19 protein-coding genes are annotated in these 22,333 nt (G+C 69.0%); 11 read left to right on the forward strand and 8 right to left on the reverse strand.

Annotated features, from left to right (window positions below; genetic code table 11):
- Positions 1–104: 104 nt before the first annotated feature.
- Entirely contained in the window at positions 105–1,043 is a 939-nt protein-coding gene (locus tag ABT294_RS32105; protein ID WP_350810047.1) for a DUF418 domain-containing protein, read from the reverse strand.
- Positions 1,044–1,362: 319 nt separating this feature from the next.
- Here ABT294_RS32105 and ABT294_RS32110 point away from each other — a divergent pair, with 319 nt between their 5' ends.
- The 3 genes from ABT294_RS32110 to ABT294_RS32120 all read left to right on the forward strand — a co-directional run bounded on the left by ABT294_RS32110 (position 1,363) and on the right by ABT294_RS32120 (position 4,339).
- The gene (locus ABT294_RS32110) at positions 1,363–2,499 is read left to right on the forward strand and encodes a sensor histidine kinase (RefSeq protein WP_350810048.1); all 1,137 of its coding nucleotides are present in this window, start codon (positions 1,363–1,365) and stop codon (positions 2,497–2,499) included.
- The gene (locus ABT294_RS32115; RefSeq protein ID WP_350810049.1) at positions 2,496–3,152 is read left to right on the forward strand and encodes a response regulator; all 657 of its coding nucleotides are present in this window, start codon (positions 2,496–2,498) and stop codon (positions 3,150–3,152) included. Before ABT294_RS32110 ends, ABT294_RS32115 begins: the two co-directional genes overlap by 4 nt.
- 89 nt (positions 3,153–3,241) lie before the next feature.
- The gene (locus tag ABT294_RS32120; RefSeq protein ID WP_350810050.1) at positions 3,242–4,339 is read left to right on the forward strand and encodes a glycerophosphodiester phosphodiesterase; all 1,098 of its coding nucleotides are present in this window, start codon (positions 3,242–3,244) and stop codon (positions 4,337–4,339) included.
- A gap of 85 nt (positions 4,340–4,424) precedes the next feature.
- Here ABT294_RS32120 and ABT294_RS32125 read toward each other — a convergent pair whose 3' ends face one another.
- Entirely contained in the window at positions 4,425–5,729 is a 1,305-nt protein-coding gene (locus tag ABT294_RS32125) for an MFS transporter (protein WP_350810051.1), read from the reverse strand.
- 216 nt (positions 5,730–5,945) lie between these two features.
- Here ABT294_RS32125 and ABT294_RS32130 point away from each other — a divergent pair, with 216 nt between their 5' ends.
- The 4 genes from ABT294_RS32130 to ABT294_RS50900 all read left to right on the forward strand — a co-directional run bounded on the left by ABT294_RS32130 (position 5,946) and on the right by ABT294_RS50900 (position 12,622).
- Positions 5,946–8,861, forward strand: a complete 2,916-nt coding sequence (locus tag ABT294_RS32130; protein WP_350810052.1) for a Tn3 family transposase — start codon at positions 5,946–5,948, stop codon at positions 8,859–8,861.
- Between the two features lie 416 nt (positions 8,862–9,277).
- On the forward strand, positions 9,278–10,471 hold the full coding sequence (locus ABT294_RS32135) for an MFS transporter (protein WP_350810053.1): 1,194 nt from the start codon (positions 9,278–9,280) through the stop codon (positions 10,469–10,471).
- Positions 10,472–10,486: 15 nt separating this feature from the next.
- Positions 10,487–11,446, forward strand: coding sequence for a small ribosomal subunit Rsm22 family protein (locus tag ABT294_RS32140; protein WP_350810054.1), 960 nt, complete (start codon positions 10,487–10,489; stop codon positions 11,444–11,446).
- 198 nt (positions 11,447–11,644) lie between these two features.
- On the forward strand, positions 11,645–12,622 hold the full coding sequence (locus ABT294_RS50900; protein ID WP_502912175.1) for a tyrosine-type recombinase/integrase: 978 nt from the start codon (positions 11,645–11,647) through the stop codon (positions 12,620–12,622).
- A gap of 124 nt (positions 12,623–12,746) precedes the next feature.
- On the opposite strand, the gene ABT294_RS32155 is transcribed toward ABT294_RS50900, so the two are convergent.
- Together ABT294_RS32155 and ABT294_RS32160 are read right to left on the reverse strand one after the other, a co-directional pair.
- Entirely contained in the window at positions 12,747–13,544 is a 798-nt protein-coding gene (locus ABT294_RS32155) for an SDR family oxidoreductase (RefSeq protein ID WP_350810055.1), read from the reverse strand.
- A 308-nt stretch (positions 13,545–13,852) separates the two neighbouring features.
- On the reverse strand, positions 13,853–14,635 hold the full coding sequence (locus ABT294_RS32160; protein ID WP_350810056.1) for an SDR family NAD(P)-dependent oxidoreductase: 783 nt from the start codon (positions 14,633–14,635) through the stop codon (positions 13,853–13,855).
- 105 nt (positions 14,636–14,740) lie between these two features.
- Here ABT294_RS32160 and ABT294_RS32165 point away from each other — a divergent pair, with 105 nt between their 5' ends.
- Complete coding sequence (locus ABT294_RS32165; RefSeq protein ID WP_350810057.1) at positions 14,741–15,358, forward strand: TetR/AcrR family transcriptional regulator; 618 nt, start codon at positions 14,741–14,743, stop codon at positions 15,356–15,358.
- Positions 15,359–15,514: 156 nt separating this feature from the next.
- Here the strand turns inward: ABT294_RS32165 and ABT294_RS32170 are convergent, their stop codons facing one another.
- Both ABT294_RS32170 and ABT294_RS32175 read right to left on the reverse strand, forming a co-directional pair.
- Entirely contained in the window at positions 15,515–15,670 is a 156-nt protein-coding gene (locus ABT294_RS32170; protein ID WP_350810058.1) for a hypothetical protein, read from the reverse strand.
- A 72-nt stretch (positions 15,671–15,742) separates the two neighbouring features.
- Complete coding sequence (locus ABT294_RS32175; RefSeq protein ID WP_350810059.1) at positions 15,743–16,645, reverse strand: aminoglycoside phosphotransferase family protein; 903 nt, start codon at positions 16,643–16,645, stop codon at positions 15,743–15,745.
- A gap of 151 nt (positions 16,646–16,796) precedes the next feature.
- On the opposite strand from ABT294_RS32175, the gene ABT294_RS32180 reads away from it, so the two are divergent.
- The 3 genes from ABT294_RS32180 (at position 16,797) to ABT294_RS32190 (ending at position 21,057) form a co-directional block, all read left to right on the forward strand.
- On the forward strand, positions 16,797–17,033 hold the full coding sequence (locus ABT294_RS32180) for a recombinase (protein WP_350810060.1): 237 nt from the start codon (positions 16,797–16,799) through the stop codon (positions 17,031–17,033).
- 570 nt (positions 17,034–17,603) lie between these two features.
- Positions 17,604–19,031 (forward strand): hypothetical protein, encoded by a 1,428-nt coding sequence (locus ABT294_RS32185; protein ID WP_350810061.1) that lies wholly within the window; start codon positions 17,604–17,606, stop codon positions 19,029–19,031.
- An 838-nt stretch (positions 19,032–19,869) separates the two neighbouring features.
- On the forward strand, positions 19,870–21,057 hold the full coding sequence (locus ABT294_RS32190) for an FAD-dependent monooxygenase (RefSeq protein ID WP_350810062.1): 1,188 nt from the start codon (positions 19,870–19,872) through the stop codon (positions 21,055–21,057).
- On the opposite strand, the gene ABT294_RS32195 is transcribed toward ABT294_RS32190, so the two are convergent.
- Both ABT294_RS32195 and ABT294_RS32200 read right to left on the reverse strand, forming a co-directional pair.
- Positions 21,054–21,224 (reverse strand): alpha/beta fold hydrolase, encoded by a 171-nt coding sequence (locus ABT294_RS32195; RefSeq protein ID WP_350810063.1) that lies wholly within the window; start codon positions 21,222–21,224, stop codon positions 21,054–21,056. The two genes, ABT294_RS32190 and ABT294_RS32195, sit on opposite strands and share 4 nt — an antisense overlap.
- Before the next feature lie 93 nt (positions 21,225–21,317).
- Positions 21,318–22,319: a GlxA family transcriptional regulator gene (locus tag ABT294_RS32200; protein WP_350810064.1), complete on the reverse strand. Its 1,002-nt coding sequence runs from the start codon at positions 22,317–22,319 to the stop codon at positions 21,318–21,320.
- Positions 22,320–22,333: the final 14 nt, after the last annotated feature.

Consider the following 22,333-nt stretch of genomic DNA (forward strand, 5'->3'; position numbering starts at 1 on the left):
GGCGGCCGTCGCCGAAGTGAACCGTCTACGACCTCCGAGGCCCGCATCTTCCTTCCCGGGATCACGCGGATCCCGGTTGTCGAACTGTGGCGCCTTCGGCTTGGTCAGGGGGTGCGGCGCAAGGGTGGGCGGCGGGCCCAGGTGGCCCAGCGCCAGAGCCACTCGAGGGGGCCCTGGCGGTATCGGCGCAACCAGAGGGTGGACCACACCCACTGGACGGTGAGGACGGCGCCGGCGATCAGGAACACCCTCGTCAGGGACCAGCTGTCCGGCGAGTCGCCGACGACGCGGCTGATCAGCAGAACGAGGATCGTGGCGGTCAGGTAGTTGGTCAGCGCCATCTGCCCCAGCGGCGCGAAGACGGCCTGCAGCGCGGATCGGAGCGGCGTCCTGAGCAGGATCAGCAGGGCGCATATGTACCCCCCGGCGAGCAGCAACCCGGCCACGGCCAGCGCGAGGCTGAAGCCCTGGTCGTCGGCGTTCGACCCGGCCTGCACCCACAGGACGGGCGCCGCCGCCACCGCGAGGACGAGGCCCAGTACGGCCGGCACCCGGGTCGACCGCTCGATCCGGTCGATCACCCCGTACCGGGTCAACGCCGAGCCCAACAGGAACAGCCCGGGGACCAGCGCGAAGAAACCGCCACTGACGATCAACGCCGTCGGCAGGAGAACGGCGGCGAGGCCGGCCACGGCCCACCGCGGCAGCCAGGTCGAGGGCAGCAGCACCACCAGGCCGACGATGGCGTAGACGGTCAGGATGTCGCCCTGCCATAGCAGGAAGTGGTGCGCCAGGCCGAGCGCGAGCAGTGCCAGGAGCCTGCGCAGCAGGAGCAGCCGCGGGCGAGCGGTGCGGTCCGCGGCGGAGCCCAGCAGCAGCGAGAACCCGACACCGAACAGCAGGGAGAAGATGGGGAAGAAGCGCTGCTCGACGAACAGCCCCATCCATGCGTCCCCCGGTGTACCCGACACGACGGCGCCGCCGGCGTTGGCTATCGGCTGGATGTTGGCCAGCAGGATCCCGCACAGCGCGAAGCCGCGCACTACGTCGAGCGCGGCGATACGCGGCCGGCCAGGGGAGGCCGTAGCAGGGCCTCCCAGGGCGTCGCCTGGGAGTGAAGCAAGCCGATGCCCCGGCCCCACGGGACGTTCGGACGCCGGCCGGTCAGAGCCGGAAGGCTGCCGAAACGTCTGGTCAGGCGCTCGGCTTGGATCGCGGAAGGGAAAGGCTTCAGGTGGCATGGGCCTCATCGTGGGGGCCCGGCCGCGATGCCGGCACGGGTCGAAAGCAGGGTTGGCGCCGTCCGAGACGGTACTTTTGGCCGGTTCAGCGCGTGGGTGAGGGTCTCCTAACCTGAACGGTGTGACTGTTCGGGATCGGCTGGCCGGGCGGGCCGACATCGCGGCCGACGTCGGGCTCGGCGCCGTGTTCGCGGCGGCGCTCGCCTTCCAGGCGTCCCAGATCGCGGATAGCTGGGGTGGCGAGTACTGGCAGTTCGGCTGCGCCGCCGGGGTGGTGGTGTCCGCGCTCGCTCTGGTGCGCCGACGCGACCGGGCGTGGGCAGCGGTCGCGGGCCTGGCCGTCGCGGCGGCGGCCGTCCTGGTCGCCCGGCTCGCCCATCTGCCCAGCGAGCCCGGCCCGGCCATGGCGCTGGGCCTGTTCGTGCTCGTCGGCTCCGCGGTCAGAGCGCTCCCGGTCCTGCCCGCCTGCGCCGTCGCGACCGGAGGGCTCGCGGTGGTCGCCGGCGCCCTCGCGTCCTTCCCTCGCTCGGTCGTGGCCGTGCTGAACGGCGCGGCATGGCTCGCCGCTCTCGCGATCGGGCTGTGGCCGCGGTTCCTCGACGCCCGCCGCCGGGCCATCGCCGAGAAGGTGCGCCGCGACGAGCGGCTGCGGCTTGCCAGGGAGCTGCACGACGTCGTCGCCCACCACGTCACCGGCATCGTGCTCCAAGCCCAGGCCGCCCAGCTCATCTCACGCAAGCACCCCGAGAAGGTGGACGACTCCCTCGCGGACATCGAGGCCGCCGGCTCCGACGCGCTGGCCGCTACGCGCCGCGTCGTCGGCCTGCTGCGCGACGCCGGCGACTCGGCCTCCGCCACGCCGGGCCCCGAACGGCTCAGCGAGCTGGTCGAACGGTTCGGCGGGCATGGGCTCGCGGTGCGCCTGCGGTTGCCTGCCGACGAACCGGTGTGGCCGCCCGAGGTGACCAGCACCGTGTACCGGATCGTCCAGGAGTCGCTGACCAACGTCTCCCGGCACGCCCCGCACGCCCGCTCGGTCACGGTCAGCGTCGCCGAGGAGCGTCAGGCCGTCACCGTCGAGGTCCTCGACGACGCGCCTCCGGCCCCGGCCCGGTACCACCATCGCGGCGGCTATGGCCTGGTCGGGATGCGCGAGCGCGTCGAGACCCTCGGCGGCACGCTGCGTGCCGGCCCGCGCGCCGGGGCCGGCTGGTCCGTGCTCGCCACGCTGCCCGTCCCCGAAAGGAAGCGCCGATGACCATCAGGGTCCTCCTGGCCGACGACCAGGCGATGGTGCGCGGCAGCCTGCGGATCATCCTCGAGGACCAGCCCGACATCAGCGTGGTCGCGGAAGCCGCCGACGGCGCCGAGGCGGTCGAGCTGGCCCGGCGGCTGCGCCCGGACGTGTGCCTCGTGGACATCCAGATGCCCCGCCTCGGCGGCCTCGAGGTCACCCGCGCCCTGGCGGGCCCCGATGTCGCCGACCCGCTCCGGGTGATCGTGGTCACCACCTTCGACCTCGACGAGTACGTCTACGGCGCGCTGCGTGGCGGGGCGGTCGGCTTCATCCTGAAAGATGCCGGCCCCGCTCTGCTCGTCGAGGCGGTCCGGGCCGCGGACGCCGGGGAAGCCCTGGTTTCGCCGTCGGTCACCGTGCGACTGCTGCGCCACTTCACGGCCGCCGGGGCACCGGCCGCCCGCGGACCAGCGCAGCCGCTGTCCGGACGGGAGACCGAGGTCGTCCGGGCCGTCGCCAGGGGCCGCACCAACCAGGAGATCGCCACCGAGTTGTTCATCTCGCTGAGCACCGTCAAGGGCCACGTATCGGGCATCCAGGCCAAGCTCGGGGTACGCAACCGGGGCGAGATCGCCGCCTGGGCCTGGGAGAACCGCCTCATGGACACCCGATAGCGCCGACGCGCCGGCCGATCGGCCGGGCGCCCGACGGCGTGCGCCTTCCCGTAACCCGCGGGCCACCTGCGCCCTCTACGGTGCCGCGCATGAAGATGCGCAGGTTGCTCGCGAGCGCGATGGCCGTGCTGGCCGCGGGCACATTAGGTGTCGTGCTGTTCAGAACCGAACCCGCCACGGCCGACCGCCGCGGCCAGGACCTCGTCGTCATCGGGCACAGGGGCGCCAGCGCCCACCGGCCCGAGCACACGTTGCTGTCGTACGAGGCCGCCATCGCCCTGGGCGCCGACTACATCGAGCCCGACCTCGTCTCCACCAAGGACCACGTGCTGGTGGCCAGGCACGAGAACGAGATCGGCGGAACCACGGACGTCGAGGCGCACCGGGAGTTCGCCGACCGGCGCACCACGAAGACGATCGACGGGCGTCCGGTAACCGGGTGGTTCACCGAGGACTTCACGCTCGCCGAGCTGAAGACGTTGCGCGCCAAGGAGCGGGTGCCCGACCTGCGGCCGGACAACGCGGCGTTCGACGGGCTGGCGGAGATCCCGACGTTCGAGGAGGTCGTCCAGCTGGCCCAGCGGCACGGCGTGGGCGTCTACCCCGAGACCAAGCACCCGACCTACTTCGACTCCATCGGCCTGTCGCTGGAGGAGCCGCTGCTCGAGGTGCTGAACAAGTACCACGTCCGCAAGGCGTTCATCCAGTCGTTCGAGACCGCCAACCTGCGCGACCTGCGCTCCAAGTCCAGACTCCCGCTGATCCAGCTCGTCACCTTCGGCGGCGCGCCCTACGACTGGGTCGCGGCCGGCAGCACCCGCACCTACGACGACCTGGTCAAGCCGGAGGGCCTGCGGGAGGTCGCCACGTACGCGAACGGCATCGGCGTCGACACCCGCCGCGTCGTCCCCACCGGCCCGGACGGCAAGCTCCAGGCTCCCACCACGCTGGTCGACGACGCGCACCGCAGCCGCCTCAGCGTGCACGTCTGGACGGTACGCAACGAGAACTCCCAGCTCCCGGCGGACTACCGGCTGGGGAACCCGGCCAGCCCGGTCTTCTCCCGCGCCACCGGCAACGTGATGGGCTGGCTGAACAAGCTCGCCGACCTCGGCATCGACGGCGCGTTCTGCGACGACCCCGGGATGTGCCGGGCCGTGGTCGCCCAGCGCTCGCTCCGCGCCTGACGCGCGGGCCAGGAAACTGCGGGCGCGGCCTCGCGCGCGTGCGTGAGGCCGCGACTGCGGGCAGTGCCACCGGCCGGCCGCCCGATCACTGACCGGACGTCGTCCAGAGGGTCTCGTCGCCTGTTTCCGGCAGGGCGAGCAGGCAGAGCAGGCTGAGCACGGCCATGGCCGAGACGTAGATCCCGACGGCCAGTACCCCGAGCCCGCTCGCCTGCATGCTGGTGGCCACCAGCGGCGGGACCGCGCCGCCCAGCACACCGCCGAGGCTGTAGGCGACCGAGGCGCCGCTGTAGCGGAACTCGGTCCTGAACAGCTCGGGCAGGTACGCACCCATCGGGCCGAAGACCAGCCCCATCAGCGCGAGCGCCCCGGCCAGGGCCAGCCCGACCAGGAAGGTGGACCTGGTCTCCATGAGCGGGAACATCACCAGCCCCCACACGGCCGCGACCGCTGTCCCGGTCATGAGGGTGCGGCGGCGCCCGTAGCGGTCGGACACCATCGAGGAGAACACCGTGCCCACCGCCATGAACACCACGCCGATCATGGTGAGGCCGAGCATGGTCGTCTTCGGGATCTTCAGCGTGGCCGTGCCGTACGCCAGGCAGTAGGTGGTGGCGGTGTAGAAGAGCGTGTACGCGATGGTCATGGCGCCGGCGCCGAGCAGCACCCGCCGCCACTGCCGGCGCATCAGCCCGGCGAACGGGACCTTGGCGATGCGGTGCTGGTCCATGGCGGCCTGGAAGACCGGGGTCTCGGAGATCTTCAGCCGCACGTACAGCCCCATGAGCACGAGCAGCAGGCTCGCCACGAACGGCAGCCGCCAGCCCCAACTGCCGAACTGGCCGTCGCTGAGGAACTCGCCGAGCAGCAGGAACAGGCCGTTGGCCACGATGAACCCGACGGACGGGCCGAGCTGCGGGAACATCGCGTACAGGCCGCGCTTGCCGGGCGGCGCGTGCTCGGTGGCGAGCAGCGCCGCGCCGCCCCACTCCCCGCCGAGCCCGATGCCCTGGGTGAACCGCAGCAGCACGAGCAGCGCGGGCGCGGCGACGCCGATGGCCGCGTACCCGGGCAGCAGCCCGATCGCGACCGTGGACAGCCCCATCACCAGCAGCGAGACGACCAGCATGGACTTGCGCCCGACCCGGTCGCCCCAGTGGCCGAAGACGGCGGAACCGAGCGGCCGGGAGATGAACGCCACGGCGAACGTGGAGAACGCGGCCAGGCTGCCGGCCAGCCGGTCCATGTCGGGGAAGAACGCCGTGTTGAGCACCAGGGCGGCGGCCGTGCCGTAGATGTAGAAGTCGTAGAACTCGATCGCCGTGCCGATGAGGCTGGCGGCCGCGATCCTGGTGCGGCTCGGCGCCACTGTCGTGGGGGTTGCTGTCATGGCGTCTCACTATGCGGATGTGCGTCTTGTGAAGTGATACGGAGACGCTACCAGGGGGTCTTCTCCTGAACGTGTCCCCAGCCGCCAAGTAGCTCTGCGATAGATCACGGTTGCGGTTCGTGACCGTCACGAGTCAGGCATACCTGCGCGTAGCAGCCCTTCGACGCTGGACGGTTTTCCCGATCTCGGGGACCGGTCGGACGAGGGAGCGCGCTGGTGCGTCGGGAGTGGGAACCAGAAGAACTGATCGCGGCCTGGACGCTGCTGGACGATGACTGGGAGCTGGTGTCGAACAAGGCTGGCGCGACCCGGCTGGGCTTCAGCCTGATGCTGAAGTTCTTTGAGCTGGAGGCCCGCTTCCCCCGGCATGTCGGGGAACTGCCCAAGGCCGCGGTGGACTACATGGCCGGGCAGGTGAAGGTCGAGCCGGAGCTGCTGGCCCTGTACGACTGGACGGGCCGGTCGATCGAGCGGCACCGGGCCCAGATCCGCAGCGCGCTGGGATTTCGCGAGGCGACCCGGGCCGATGAGGAGGCCCTGATCGAATGGCTGGCCAGCGACATCTGCCCCATGGTGCTCACCGATGAGGGCCTGCGCGCGGCGATGCTGGCACGCTGCCGGAAACTGAAGATCGAGCCGCCGGGCCGGACCGAGCGGATCGTGCGCAGCAGCCGCGCCCGGTTCGAGCGGGCGTTCTGCCAGCAGGTGACGGGGCGTCTGTCGGCGGAGTCGAGTGCGGCGCTGGCGGAGTTGGCCACCGGCGCGGACGGGTTCTTGGCCGAGCTGAGGTCTGATCCGGGACGGCTGGGGCTGGAGACGCTGCTGGAGGAGATCGTTAAGCTGCGGAGAACCAAGGCGCTGGGGTTGCCGGCGGACCTGTTCGGCGGGTTCTCCGACAAGCTGGTGTCCGCCTGGCGGGCGCGGGCGATGGCCTCCCATCCCTCCGACTTCGCCGCCAACCCCGAGCCGGTGCGGCTGACGCTGGTGGCGGCGCTGGCCTGGTGCCGGACCGCGGAGATCACCGACGCGCTGGTGGACCTGCTGATCGGCTTGATCTCGAAGATTAACGCCAAAGCCGAGCGGCGGGTCGAGCAGGCGATGTATGCCGAGGCCAAGAAGGTGCACGGCAAGACCGCCAAGCTGTACTCGATCGCCGAGGCGTCGCTACGCGCTCCCGACGACCCGGTCCGGAAGGTGGTCTTCCCCGCGGTCAGCGAAGAGACGCTGCGCGCGCTGGTAGTCGAGGCCAAAGCCGACGTCAAGGCGTACAAGGCACGGGTACGCACCGTGCTGACCAGCTCGTATTCCACCTACTACCGGCGGATGCTGCCCAAGCTGCTGGCCGCGATCGCCTTCAAGTGCAACAACACCGCCTACCGGCCGGTGATGGACGCCCTGGACCTGCTCGCCCGCTACGCCGACGTACCCAACCGCATCCGCCGCTACGACACCCTCGACAAGGTGCCCATCACCGGGGTGGTCCCGGACGGGTGGCAGGAGGCGGTGGTGGACGGCGACGGGGTGGTCGAGCGGGTTTCCTACGAGTTGTGCGTGCTGGTGGCGCTGAGGAACGCGCTGCGCCGCCGGGAGATCTACGCCGACGGCGCCGCCCGCTGGCGCAACCCCGAAGAGGACCTGCCGGCCGACTTCGAGGACAACCGCGATGTGCACTACGAGAACCTGCGCCAGCCGCTGGATGCGGCCGAGTTCATCGCCACCTTGAAGGAGGCGATGCGCGTCTCGGCGGCGCAGGCGGCAGCCGCCATCACCAAGAAGCGCTCCGGCGGCACCAAGGTCACCACCTACCGCGGCGAGCCCCGCTGGCACGTGCCGGACCTGGGCAAACTGAAGACCCCCGACAACCTGCGCGCACTGCACGCCGAGGTCCAGGCCCGGTGGGGCGTGATCGACCTGCTGGACTTCCTCAAGGAATCCGACTTCGTCACGAACTTCACCGACGACTTCTCCACCGTGGCCACCCGGGAGAACACTCCGCGCGAGGTGATCCGCAAACGGCTGCTTTTGGTCCTGTACGCGCTCGGCACCAACATCGGGATCAAGCGGGTGGCCGACGGCGGCAAACACGGCGAGAGCGAGGCGGCGCTGCGGGCCACCCGCTATCTGTTCGTCAACCGCGACAACCTGCGCAAGGCGATCGCGACGCTGGTGAACGCCACATTGCGGACCCGCGATGAGGCCTGGTGGGGCACCGGCACCGCGTGCGCGAGCGACTCAAAGAAGTTCGGGTCCTGGTCGTCCAACCTGATGACCGAGTATCACGTGCGCTACGGCGGCTACGGGGTGATGATCTACTGGCACGTCGAACGCAAGTCTGTGTGCGTGTACTCCCAGCTGAAGTCCTGCTCGGCCTCGGAGGTCTCGGCGATGATCGAGGGCGTGCTGCGGCACTGCACCGACGCGACGATCGACCGGCAGTACACCGACACCCATGGCCAGAACCTGGTCGGGTTCGCCTTCGCCCACCTGCTGGGGTTCAAGCTGCTGCCGCGGATGAAGAACATCGCCCACCAGAAGATGGCCCAGGCCGACGCCGGCGACGCGGTGCCGGCCTGCCTGGCGCCCATGGTGGCCGAGCGCGCCATCGATTGGGAGCTGATCGCTCAGCAGTACGACCAGATGGTCAAGTACGCCACCGCGTTGAAGCTGCGCACCGCCGAGGCCGAGCAGGTGTTGCGCCGCTTCACCCGTGGCGGCCCCAAGCACCCCACCTACCGGGCGATCGAGGAACTCGGCCGGGCGGTGAAGTCGGTGTTCATCGCCGAGTACATGGCCTCCGAGGAGCTGCGCCGTGAGATCCACGAGGGCCTGCAGGTGGTGGAGAACTGGAACTCGGCCAATGCCGACCTGTTCTACGGCAAGGCCGGCACCATCGGCGGCACCGACCGGGAGAACCAGGAGGTGTCCATGCTCGCGCTGCACCTGCTGCAGTCGGCGCTCGTGTTCGTGAACACGGTCCTGGTCCAAGCGGTCCTCAAAGACCCCGCCTGGGCCGCGCGGCTCACCGACGCCGACCGGCGCGCCCTGTCCCCGCTGTTCTGGTCGCACGCCAACCTGTACGGCACCATCCAGATCGACATGGACACTCACCTGGATCTGGGCTTGGCCGCCTGACGCTGCCTCGCGGGCCGAGGGACCCGGCCGCTACATCAACGACGAAGCCCCTGGCGCGCATCTCCCCGGCTCGCAACGAGACCGTCAACTTCTTCGGCGCCATCACGTCGAAGTCGACACCGAGCTGGCCAAGCTGGACGCCACCGGCTACCCGCTGCGGCAAAGCCGACCCGAGCATCAGGAGCGTGCTGGAGCCAGACATGTGATCGTCGATACAGGGCGGGCCAAGTAGGCCGAGAAGAAGTGAGCTAGCCTTTGCGTGATATTGGTCGCGCCCCGGAGGTACTGATGCAGCAGAACAAGGTCACGGTCACCGTTTCGACGCGAGGGCGCGCCCGCTAAGCAGCAGGTCGACGCTCCTCGCTTCGAAGCGGTCTCCGATCTCATGACCGTTTCCTTTGCTGAGGAGCTCTGTTTTGCGTGCCCTCAAGTCCGCGCGGCTCGGTGCGGACTTTTCGAAACTGTGGACCGCTTCGGCGGTGTCCAACGTCGGCGACGGCATCACCATGGCGGCAGGACCGCTGCTCGTCGCCTCGCTCACCAGCGAGCCGGCGCTCGTTGCCGGAGCCGCTTTCGCCCAGCAACTGCCCTGGCTGATCATCGCCCTGATCAGTGGCGTCTACGTCGACCGGCTTGACCGCCGCCGCCTGATCATCGCGGTCAACATCCTGCGCGGGCTGGCCTTGGCCGTCCTGGCCGCCGCGGTCGCCACCTCGACCGCCTCCATCCCGCTCATCTACCTCGTGTTCTTCTTGCTCGGCGTCGGTGAGACCCTCGCCGACACCGCCTTCTCCGCGCTGGTGCCCGCCACCGTCGCACCCGAGCAGCTGACCAGGGCTAACTCCCGGATGGCGACCACCAGCATTCTGGGTAACCAGATCCTGGCCAAGCCGCTGGGCGGCTGGCTGTTCGCCATCGGCGCGGCCCTGCCGTTCGCGGCCGACGCCCTGACCTTCCTCGTCGCGGCGGCACTGACCTCGGCCGTCCGAATCCCCACGGCCAGATCGACAAGCGGCGACAGTGTGCGCGAGGACATCGTGGCCGGGATCCGCTGGTTGTGGCGGCATCGGCTGCTGCGCACGCTCGCGGTGACCATGGGCGTGGCCAACGTCGCCTTCTGCGCCGCGTTCGCGATCTTCGCGCTCTACGCGCAGCAGCGGCTGGGGCTGACCGAGGTCGGCTACGGTCTCTTGCTCACCACGTTCGGGGTCGGCGGGCTGGCGGGCAGCGCCCTCGCTCCGCGGCTGAGAGAAAGATTCGGGGCCAAGACGCTGCTCCGTGGCGGCCTCATCGTCGAGATCCTCACGCATGCCATCCTCGCGTCCACGACCGAGCCGCTGGTCGCAGCTGGGATTTTGATCGTTTTCGGCATCCACAGCGTGAACTGGGGAATCATCGTGGCTACCCAGTTCCAGCAGGCGGTGCCAGACGAACTTCGCGGCCGGGTCGGCAGCGTCTACGCACTCACCCAGGTGAGCGGTGCCGCGGCCGGCTCGCTGCTCAGCGGTTTGATCGCCCAAGCGGTGACGATCACCACGCCGTTCTGGGCAGCCACTGCCGTCATGACCGCCATCGCCATGGTCGCCTGGCGGCCGCTGCGCGCCGCCTGAGCCCCGGGGAAAGCGATGATCACTCTTCCCGCTGAGCTCAGGCACGCCCTGGACACCATGACGGCTCGTCACCACGAGCAGGACCTGGCCCGGGCGGCCATCCAACTCACCGCACGCTACCGGCAGCCCATCCACGAGCCGGCTCTTCGGTCAGCGGCCGATGTGGCCGCCTACGCCGCCACCCGCATGCCGGCCACCTACGCCGCGGTCACCGCGGCGCTCACCCAGGCCGCCACGTGCGTGCCCGATCTCCAACCAGTGACTCAACTGGACGTTGGCGGCGGCACGGGCGCGGCCATCTGGGCGGCCACCACCATCTGGCCGTCCCTGCGGCACATCACCGTGATCGAGCGCGAGCCAGCCGTCATCGAGTTCGGTCGTCATCTCGCGGTCTCGGCGAGCCATCCGGCGGTCAGGAACGCCATGTGGCGGAGGTCGGAAATTCGGACCGATCTCAGCAGACCGCCGGCAGATCTTGTCACGCTCTCCTACGTGCTGGGAGAGCTGCCACCGGCTGTGCGGGATCCGGTCGTACGGTGGCTGGCCGAACACGCCAGGATGGTCGCTGTCATCGAGCCCGGCACACCGGGTGGACATGCTCGCGTTCTCGCCGCCCGCGACCAGCTGATCAGTCTCGGTATGCGCATCGCGGCGCCTTGCCCGCACTCTGCCTCCTGCCCCCTTTCAGGGGGCGATTGGTGTCACTTCTCCGCTCGTCTACCCCGCAGCGGGCTTCACCGCCGGCTCAAGTCAGCGGAGCTGGGGTTCGAGGACGAGAAGTTCTCCTATGTCATCGCGACGTCCGGGTCGGCGGTACTCCCGGGCAGTCGTGTTCTTCGGCATCCGCGTACTCGCAAGGGCCTGGTCACGCTGACCTTGTGCGCGGACGGGGTGCGCGAGGAGAACGTGTCCAAGCGGCAGCGCGACGTCTACCGTGCCGCTCGAAACGTGGCATGGGGTGATCCCTGGCTGTAGGGAAGATCATCGCTGTCGGTGCCTAAGAACCTTTTGGCGCCGACAGCGATGAGGCCCCCGAAAGGGCCGTTCCAATGTGACAGGGAATGCCCCATTCCCTGTCATACCGGCAACCGGTCGACCCGTTTTACCTGCGCCGCGCCGCCGCGCCGTTACGGTCGAAGCGACACGTTCCCTGTCACATCGAAGGAGAAGCCCATGACGGCGCGGATCGCCTCGCTGGTCTCCGGCCCGACATTGGGCGAGGCGGTGGAAGAGTTCCTGGCCCGCCCGCAGCTGGATCGCAACACCGTCCGCTCCTACCGGCAGGCGCTCGGCCGTCTGTGCGCCGAGCTCGGCGCACAGACGCCGCTGACGAACGTCACGCCCAAGCGAGTCGCCGTCGTCTTCGCCGCCGTCTGGCCGCACCTGGCCGCCCGCACCTGGAACCGCCACCGCTCGGCGGTCCGCTCCTTCACGACCTGGGCCACCGGCCGATGGGCGATCGGCGACCTGGCGGCCCTCATCGAGCGGCGCAAGGCGACGACCGACCGGACCAAGGCCATCGCCCGCCACCGCATCCCAGCCCTGTTGGCCCGCCGTGACGTAGACCTTCGGGAGAAGACGTTCTGGCATCTCGCCTACGAAAGCGCCGCCCGCGCGCAGGAGATCCTTGGCCTGGACATCGCCGGTCTGGACCTGGCCAACAAGCGCGCCCGCGTGATCCGCAAGGGCGGCGATACGGCGTTCATCTTCTGGCAGTCCGGCACCGCCCGGCTGCTGCCCCGTCTCCTGGCCGGCCGCCGGACCGGCCCGGTGTTTCTCAGCGACCGACGGCCCGGGCCCGCGCGCACTCCCGCCGCGGCGGATCTGTGTCCTGACACCGGACGTGCCCGGCTGTCGTACGAGCGGGCCGAGTACCTCTTCAAAGCAGGCCACCAAGGGCTACGACCCGGCAGGCGAAGGGTTCACTCTGCATCGGCTGCGTCACTCCCGGCTGACTCATCTGGGCGAGGACGGATGGTCGGCACCGATGCTGATGGCGTTGTCCGGTCACGAGAACCTGCGCACCCTGGGCATCTACGTCAATCCCAGTGCCGAAGCCGTGGCCGCCGCTCTCGCGGAACAAGACCCCGCCCGCCGACAGCGCTGACCAGCACAGCATCCACGTCGCCGCTGGTCAGGCGTATGAGTTGAACACTCTCGACGGCGACCGTGATCTACGCAGAGCTACTTGGCGGCTGGGGACACGTTCAGGAGAAGACCCCCTACCAGGCGCGACAACGACCCTTGACAGCTTTCCCCTAACACCTGTCAACCCTCATCCGGGCAGCGTCTCGCCGCCGACCGGGGCGAGGATCTCCCCGGTGTAGTACGACGAGAGCCGCTCGGCGGCGAAGAAGACGTATGACGGCGCGATCTCGTCCGGATCGGCGGCGCGCCCCATCGGCACCTGCTCGCCGAACTCCGCAACCCGCTCCTCAGGAAGGGTCGCCGGGATCAACGGTGTCCAGACCGGACCGGGGGCGACGGCGTTGACCCTGATGCCCCTGTCGACGAGGTTCCGCGCCATCGAGTAGGTGAAGGCGTTGACCGCGCCCTTCGTCGCCGCGTAGTCGATGAGCGTCCCGTTGCCGCGCAGCCCGTTGACGGAGGACGTGTTGACGATCGCGCCGCCCTCGCGCAAGTAGGGCAAGGCGGCCTTGGTGACCCGGTAGTAGCTGTGGATGTTGACCGCGAACGTGTGCTCCCACTGCTCGTCGGTCAGCTCGTCCAGTGACCGTACGGACTCCTGGTGGGCGACGTTGTTCACCACCACGTCCAGGCCGCCCAGCTCGGTCACCGCCTGCTCCACCACGGCCGCGCAGTGGTCGCGGTCGCCCAGGTCGCCCGGGAGCAGCACACAGCGCCGCCCGGCGGACTCCACCAGCTTCCTGGTGTGGTTGGCGTCCTCGTGCTCGGTCAGGTAGGCGATCGCGACGTCGGCCCCCTCCTTGGCGAAGGCCACGGCCACGGCCCGGCCGATCCCGGAGTCGCCGCCGGTGATCAGCGCCCGCTTCCCGTCGAGCAGCTCCCTGCCGACGTAGTCACGCATCTCGTCGCGTGGCCCAGGGGACATCTCCCCCGAACGCCCCGGACACGGCTGGCTCTGCGGAGGCGGTGCGTTGCCGGCTTGTTCACGCATGCTCTCCCGCATGCCCGAGCCCGCCCCCGGCTAACGTCACCGTGGCCGCTGTCGCTCAGTCAACTGCACGTGCTTCACCTGGTTGATCAGGACTCTCCACGTCGTGATCAAGGAGTGTGAAGTGGACCTTCGTCGCCAGTTGATGGAAGGCCGTGTGCAGGTCCCGAGCGTCGGTACGTCCAGGAATCGCAGACTCGCGCACCCGCCGTTCGCCTCCTACGCGTCGTCCCCTGCGTCTCCTGTCAGGCCGTCTTGATCGCCCCGCCATCGATGATGTGGTCGGCTCCGGCGGTGCTCGCCGCGAGTGGTGAGGCGAGGTAGGCGATCAGGGCGGCGACCTCCGCCGGCTCCACGAGTCGTCCTGTGGTCATGCCCATGGCCGCGGGCAGCCCGGCCACCAACTGCTCCTGCGCCAGCCCGAGTGAGGCGGCAAGCTGGGCGCCGTAGCCGTCGGGCGACTCCCACATGGCGGTGCGCACCGGCCCGGGCGACACCGTGTTGACGCGAACGCCCTGGGGCCCGAACTCCTCCGCGAGGGCCTTCCCAAACGCCGTCAGGGCCGCCTTCGCAGTCGTGTACGGAACCGGGCCGGCGTGTGGAATCCGCGCACCGTTCGAGGAGATGTTGACGACGGCGCCGCCGCGCCGCAGCAGACTGGGCAGCGCGGCCCGGGTCGTGCGGACCGTTGCGAAGAGGTTCAGGCCGTAGATCGCGGCCCACTGCTCGTCGTCGAAGGACAGGAATCCGCCCACTGCTTCGCCGTCTCCCCCGCCCACATTGTTGACGAGCAGGTCCAGCTCACCCAGCTCCGCCAGCGCCGCCTCGACCAGCCGCTCCGGCCCGTCGGCCACCCCCAGGTCCACCGGGATCGCGATCGCCCCCAGCTCCTTGAGCTCCGGCGTCACCGTCCGCGCGGCCGCGACCACGCGCATGCCCTCGCCCATCAGCGCCGCGACGGTGGCGAGCCCGATCCCCCTGCTGGCCCCGGTCACCACGGCGGTCCGCCCACTTAGCTGCAGGTCCATTCCATGCCTCCCTCATTGCATCGTTGATGACGCAGTAAAGCTATTACACGCAACATCAATGTTGCAAGTTATTGTGATGCGGCTACCGTGATGTAGTGTTTTGGGGTGACAACGCGGCATGAACGCATCCGCATCGGCGGCAAGCCGCTCCGCGCCGACGCGGAACGGACGATGCACACGATCCTGGAGGCCGCTGAACGCGTGCTCTTGAGCGATCCCACGGCCACCATGGAGCAGATCGCCGAGGCCGCCGGCGTCGCCCGCACCACCGTTCACCGGCGCTTCGCCACGCGCGAGGCGCTTATCGACGCTCTGACCCGATGGGCGACCGAGCAGTTCGCCGCCGCCGTCGACGGCGCGGTGTCCGACACTGCGCCGCCTCTGGTCGTCCTCTACCGGGCCACCGCGGACGTGCTCCGTGTCAAGATCGGCTGGGGCTTCGCCATGAACCGGGCGGCGAGCGTCACGGATCCGGAGATCGCCCGGGTGCACGCCGACGTACTGGAGAAGTGCGACCGGCTCTTCCGCCGCGCGCAGGCCACCGGGCTCCTGCGGCCAGACGTCGACGTCGAGTGGGCGCGGCGCTGCTACTACGCGCTCATCCACGAAGTGACTCAGGGCGGAACCGCCGACGCAGACGTCGACGCCCTGACCACCCTGATCGTGGACACGCTGCTGAGGGGATTCGGGGCCGATCCCGGACGCGCGTCAACCCGTCTCTGATCGGCCGCACGACCCGGCTCCCGCCGCCGACACCCCTGGGCGTGTACCAGGTCCGCTCGTCGTGCCGGGGCCACTTCGCCGATACCCGCGCCCCGGATCGTACGCGTACGCGAGGGCCGTTCGCCTGACCGAAGCCGCGCTGCTCCCCTGGCGGTCCTAAGGGAGGTTGGGGCCGAGAGGGAAGGCTGGCTCGGCGAGGTCGAAGGTCTCCAGGTCAGTCTGGCTGGCGTCGAGGAGAAGCTCCGCCAGCTCGATCGGGGCCACGGGCAGCATGCGGCCGTGGACCTTGGCATCCCCACCACGCGTGGTCATCGATGAACCCACGAAGGCAGGCTGCCGCATGGCCCTCAACCAAGATCGAGAACAAGTACAAAGAAGCGTGCGTCAAACGCCCTTCAGAACACGATCAAGTGCCGCCCGGCCCGCAGGTCCCCAGTTCGGCTTGCCGCCGGGGAGGCCCCGATCTCCGTTCTGCCCCATGAGCATCAGGAAGAGGCTCTTCATAGCGGCCAGTCCGCGGGCGCGCCTGATCGTTGCCTCGTCCGCGTGCGCGTACGCGTCGAAGAACCGTGCGGCCATGCCCGCGGGGAGCAGCACCCACGCGGCGCCGAGGTCCCACGCGGGATCACCGGCGAACAAGGCACCGAAATCGATCACGCCCGAGAGCGTTCCGTCCGAGACGACGACATTCGCGGGATGGAGGTCGCCGTGCACCCACACCGGCGGGCCCTCCCACTCAGGGGCTGCGACGGCATCGGCCCAGACGGCCCGGACGGCGCGGACATCGCCGACGGCGTCGGGGTCAATGGCCTGCAAGAACTGCTCGAAGCCGCCCGTGCACCTCTTGGGATGAGCGCCGAAGTCCGAACTGGCCGGGGTCTCGGCGGGCGCCTCCACATGGAGCGCCCTGAGGAAGCCCGCCAGCGTGTCGGCCGCGTGGGCGCCGCGGCTGATCGAGCCGTGGTCCAGCGGCTCGCCGGGAACCCATGTCATCACGGTCCAGTGCTTGGGGAAGCGCTCGGACGGTTCGCCGAACCGCACCGGGGTCGGCACTGGGAGCGGCAGGCGCGGGGCCAGCACAGGTAGCCACCGCCGCTCCTTGAGCTGGAGCTCCGAGGTGGGGTCCATGCGCTGCATGCGCACGGCCAACTCGTCCCCAAGGCGCCACATCTGGTTGCCCCAGCCGCCCGCCACCTCGCGGATGGTCAGCCCTGCAAGGTCTGGATGTTGCTCCTGCAGCAGGTCGCGGACCAGGTCTGCGGTGATCTCGATCTCGGTGTCGGTCATGCGAAGTCACAATACTGAGACGGCAGGCGGAGCGGCTCTCGCTCTCCGGAACATCTCGCTGTGATTACACCAATTCGGTTTCAGAGCTGCAGATCAGAGGCTTTGGGACGGAACGGCCCAAAAGTTCAGAGAAGCCGGTATCCGCTGCCCGATGCTGAACGTCAACCCCAAATTGCTCGACCGTCTCGAAGAGATCGAAACCGATCTCCTTGCACGCCGCGAACGCGCCGATGCGGGGGGCTGGATCGGTGAGATCGAAGGCATCGACCTGACCCTCACCTTCCTTCACGCGAAACGCGATGAGGCCGAGCGCCAGGGAAGCCGGTCGGTCGTCAGCCTAGGCATCCCGTCCCTGCCGCCCCGAAGGAGACACGAGCCTGAGCAGTGACCGCGTAGTTTTGGTCGCTATATCGAGCTGGCTGGGCGGGGAAACGCATGCCCGGCCCTGCATGGTCGGTGTCAGCGGATGAGATCCCGGGCGCGGCGCGGTCACCTGCCGGCGCTGCCTGTTCGCCGTCCCCCGGCGCGAGCACCAGGGCCGCGACGGCGAACCGGTGTCCGTCGGATACGCGGTCAGGACCTGTGAGGCCCTGCAACGTTTCGTCAGTTTGCCAGGCCCTCACGCACGAGCGCGCAGCGCAGTTCCTACCGCCGGGCTCGTCGTAGGGAGCGAAGGTTTTGATGGGAATGGCGGGAGTTCACGGACGATCAGTGACGCATGATCCCCATGCTTGTCAAGACACTGATGATATTGCCGAACCGCCCTGTTATGGCCGCCTTGAGCAATCTTGTCACGTTCCAACGCTGAGCGATTGGATAAAGAGGTGATCTTCTGCGGTGCGTCACAGGCGGGTTTCGGATATGCCACCCATGTCGCCGCCTATCCTGCCCGGCCCGGTCCTCTTGCCGCGGGCGGGCCATCGGCCCGCGCCGCCCTCCAAGAAAAGGAGTCGTGACCATGACCATGCTGACCTACACCGTCCTCACCGACCCGGCGCCCCTGGAGGCGTCAGCGGCCGGGCGATCCCCGTCCACGGGGACGGTGTACCTGGTCGTCACCAACACCGGGCAGCAGGCGGCGTACTGGGACACGATCAAGGTGGAGGTGCCCGTTGGCAACGGCGCCGGCGACCTCACCTCGGACTTCAACAAGATCAAACCCAAGGGCGAGTACCGCACCCGGTCGGGCACCCGGTCGTCGGTGAAGGTCCAGCCGGGACCACAGGGCTCCAACGCCTTCCAGGCCACCGTCCCTATCAGTGGAACCCCTTTCGCCCCCGGCGACTCCATGGTGCTGACGCTGGAGAACGTCACCGTCGCCCCCACCGCCGGGCTGGCCGTGCTGACGGTGACCGAGAACACCAGCAGAACCAAGACCGGGAGCCGGAGAACCAGCTTCGCGGCGGTGGCGCTGGTGAAGACCGCTCCAAAGGAGCTCCCGGCGCCGCGCGACTTCCATCCGGACAAGGCCATGGTGGACGCCGGTGAAAAGCTCACACTGCACTGGGAGGAGACCGCCGGCTTCGGCTACGAGATCATGTACCCGGGCGCGGCACAGCCCGTCTCCGTCTCCGGGGGCAGCTGGTCACCGCCCGACGCCCCGAAGCGGGCTACCACCTACATCCTCATCGCCACCGACCCCAACACTCAGCAGCAGCACTTCCTCACCACGACCGTTCAGGTGCGCAATCCCGTCCTGGAAACCCTCACCGCCACCACCGGCATCGACACCCCGTGGGTAGGAGGACCGAACAGCGGCGACGGAGCCGTCGCCTTCTCCCAGGGCGGAGCGACCGTACGGCGCACACGCGGCTCCAATGACCCGGGCACCCTGTACGCCGGCGAGACCGTGTTCAACGGCGTAGCCACCGAGTATGTGAAGGGGCTAAAGGACGGCGACGGAGACATCACCTTCCTCCCAGGCGGGGTGAAAGTCTGGCGCACACGCGGCTCCAATGACCCGGGCACCCTGTACGCCGGCAAGGCCGACTTCAACGGCGTCAACACCGAATGGGTACAGGGAAGAAGCACCGACGACGGATGGATCAGCTTCCCCAAAGAAGGGGTGAACGTCCGCCAGGGTGGCGGAGCATGGGGAACCGTGTTCGCCGACAAGGCCGACCTCAACGGCGTCAACACCAAATGGGTGCAGGGAAGAGACAACGACGACGGATGGATCAGCTTCCTCAAGTATGGGCTGCAGGTATACCAGGGCGGGACGAACACCCATGGCACTGTGTACGCCGACTCCATACGCGCGAAGGATGCCCCCTACGGGCAGGGTGGCGGGTGGATCAACCTCCACGACGAAGGGATAACCGTTTACCTGTCAAAGGACGGAAGTAATGGTCTTGGGAACGTGACGGCCCGCGCCTACAACCGCTGACTTCACCACCGCTCAAGGAAACAACCCCTGCACACGACATGGGCCCGGAGGATGCTCCGGGCCTATGTCGTCGTGGATGTGATGCAGGTAAGGCGCGTTGATCACCAGTGCCCTGGCAAGCGCGTCGCGTCTGTCCCGGTCCAGTGGCTCGTGCACCTCCTCACCGTACCCAGGAGGGGAGAACCGCCCCGGCCGCGACCGATGGTGATCGTGGACTTGTGACGCCGTCGGCTAAAAATTGCGCCGGCGGCGAGGCCTCCGGGTAATCATGATCTCGCTGTTCTGTGGCAGCCCTGGCCCAGGCCACCAGCCTGCAGTCCACGCTGGACGTGCTGGCCAGCGGCAACCGTAGAGCCCGTCGGCTGAGGTGAGACCTCGGCCGTGTCGCTGCCGAGCACGCCCCGGCGGCACGCCGCCGTCACTCTGACCACCGACCCATCCGCCGTAGCGCTCATGCCCGCTCGAATGCCTATCAGCCTGGCTCGCCCATCGTGGCTCCCAAACTGACGAGCGTTCGGCTCCCGTTCTCGCAGACGTGGCCAATCACTCATGTTGCCTAGGTCAACCAGGTGCAGATAAGCACCGGTGACCGGAAGGGCGGCCCTGGTGACACCTTCTCGTCACGGCGGCCGGCCCCGTACCGGTCAGAGGCCGTATTCCTGGAGGCCCCCAGCCCCGGACGGCGGGTGGCGGCCGGCCCATGCGTGCCGTATCAGACCTTGCCGGACAGCGCGCACCCCCACGTCATCGAGACGTCCGACGGCCAGCGCGCGGCTCAACAGAGTGGGACCAACCCACACAACTCGCACCTGCTACTCTGTGTCATATATTGATTACGTTGCGCCACAAATCGGGGGTTCTTGTGAAGGTCACCTGCGTCGGCGGCGGGCCCGCCAGCCTGTACTTCTCGATCCTGATGAAACGCGTGGACCCGTCCCATGACATCACCGTGTACGAGCGGAACCCAGCCGGGTCGACGTACGGCTGGGGCGTGACCTACATGGGCGAACTGCTCGACAATCTCCACGGCGCCGACCCCGAGTCCGCGCGCGCCATCAGCGAGAGCTCGGTCTGCTGGGACAGCACGGTCGTGCACGTCCGCGACCACACGATGGTGCGTAGCGGCGACGACGGCTTCGGCATCGGCCGGCGCCGGCTGCTCGGCATCCTCACCGAGCGGGCCCGGTCGCTCGGCGTGCGCATCGAGTTCGAGCGCGAGATCACCGACGAGGACGAGGTGGCCGATGCCGACCTCGTCGTCGCCGGCGACGGGGTCAACAGCGTGCTGCGCGAGCGCCACGCCGACCACTTCGGCACCGTGGTCGCCGTCGGGGGAAACCCCTACGTCTGGCTCGGCACCACCAAGGTCTTCGACGCCTTCACCTTCTCCTTCGTGGAGACCGCGCACGGCTGGATCTGGTGTTACGGCTACCCATTCAGCCAGGACCACAGCACCTGCCTCATCGAGTGCTCCCCCGCGACCTGGAAGGGGCTCGGGCTCCACGAGGCGAACGAGGCCGACGGCCTGGCCCTCCTGGAGAAGCTCTTCGACGACATCCTCGACGGCCACCCGCTGATCGGCCGGGCGCAGGCCGACGGCAGCGCGCGCTGGCTGAACTTCCGCACCCTGACCAACCGGGCGTGGTACCGCGACAACCTCGTCCTGCTCGGGGACGCCGCGCACACCACGCACTACTCCGTCGGCGCGGGCACCTCCCTCGCGCTGGGGGACGCCGCCGTCCTGGTCATCGCGCTGCACAGCGACACGCGGCTCCAACGCGCCCTCGCCCGCTACGAGCGGGAGCGCATGTCCGCGATGCGGGCCCCCCAGAGAGCGGCCCGCCACAGCGCCCTGTGGTACGAGAACATCCCGCGTTACATCAACCTTCCGCCGCCGCAGATGTTCGCACTGCTCGGCCGTCGGCACTCCCCGGTGCTCCCGCACGTCCCGCCGCGGCTGTACTACCAGGTCGACCGGGCGGCCGATCTACTCGGGGCGCTGCCCCGGTTCAAGCGCCAGCGCTAGCCGCAGGCCGGGGAAACGGGGGGCTCGGCGGTGAATCGAACCCCGGCTGGGCGAGACAGGCCGTGGCCGCGCATGTCCCAGGTGATGACTCGGTACCCCTGGGCACGCAGGTAGTTGCTCTGGGCGTCGAACATCACGTGATCGGCCCCCGCGCCGTGCGAGAACACTGATGGAACGCCGTCGCCGCCGCTGTCGGCATAGTGGAGAGCAGAGACGCTCTTGGATGCAGTACGGACAGACCTCGAGTCGGTTGGCTCGGCTCAGCGAGACCGGTCGTTTCGACGTTCCTGAATGTGTTGCCTGACCGGCTTCTGGAGTTTGAATGTGGCGCGGTAGGCGCTGGGGCTGGGGCCGAGGCGGGAGGCGAAGTGCGAGCGCAGTGTCACGGGTGAGCCAAAGCCGGCCAGCGTCGCGATGCGCTCGATGGGAAGGTCGGTGGTCTCCAGCAGTTCCCGGGCGCGGTCCAGCCGCGCGGTCAGCAGCCATTTCCGGGGCGTGGTGCCCGTTTGTGCCCTGAACTGCCGGTTGAGGCTGCGTATGCTCAGATGCGCGTGCCGTGCGATGTCGCCCAGCGTCAGGGGCAGATGCAGGTTCTGTTGCATCCACTGCAAGGTGGGCTGGAGGACCGGGCCATTACCTCCAGGGTCGGGGTGCCGGATGATCTGGGCCTGCTCGCCGTCGCGCTGAGGCGGCATCACAACGGTGCGGGCGGCATCGGTGGCCGCCGCAGCGCCATGATCGGTCCGGATCATGTGCAGGCACAGATCGAGTCCTGCGGCGGCTCCGGCGGAGGTCAACACCTGCCCGTTGTCGACGAACAAGACTGCTGGGTCCACCGTGATGCGCGGGTAGGACCGGGCGAGATCCTGAGCGGCACGCCAGTGTGTGGTGGCCCGGCATCCGTCCAGCAGGCCGGCGGCGGCGAGGACGAAGGCCCCAGTGCAGATCGACGCAATGCGTACGCCGTGCCCGGCGGCCGTGCGCAGCAGCTCCAGCACCCGCGGTTCCGGCGGTGGGGAGTGCCGGCCCATCCCGGGCACCATGATCGTGTCGGCGCTCGCGGCCGCGTCGAGCGGAAAGTCGCAGCGCACCCGGAAACTTGGGACGTCGACAGCGGTGGCGGTGACGTCCTGGTCACCGCACACCCTGACCTCATACCGGGGCGTTCCGTCGGAACGCCGGGCAGCCGAGAACACCTGACACGGCACCGCCAGGTCAAAGGCGACAACCCCGGGGAAGGCCAATACCGCCACCGTGTGCATGGCCAGAACGTATC

The organism is Nonomuraea sp. NPDC000554 (genome assembly GCF_040300065.1).
Lineage (GTDB): Bacteria > Actinomycetota > Actinomycetes > Streptosporangiales > Streptosporangiaceae > Nonomuraea.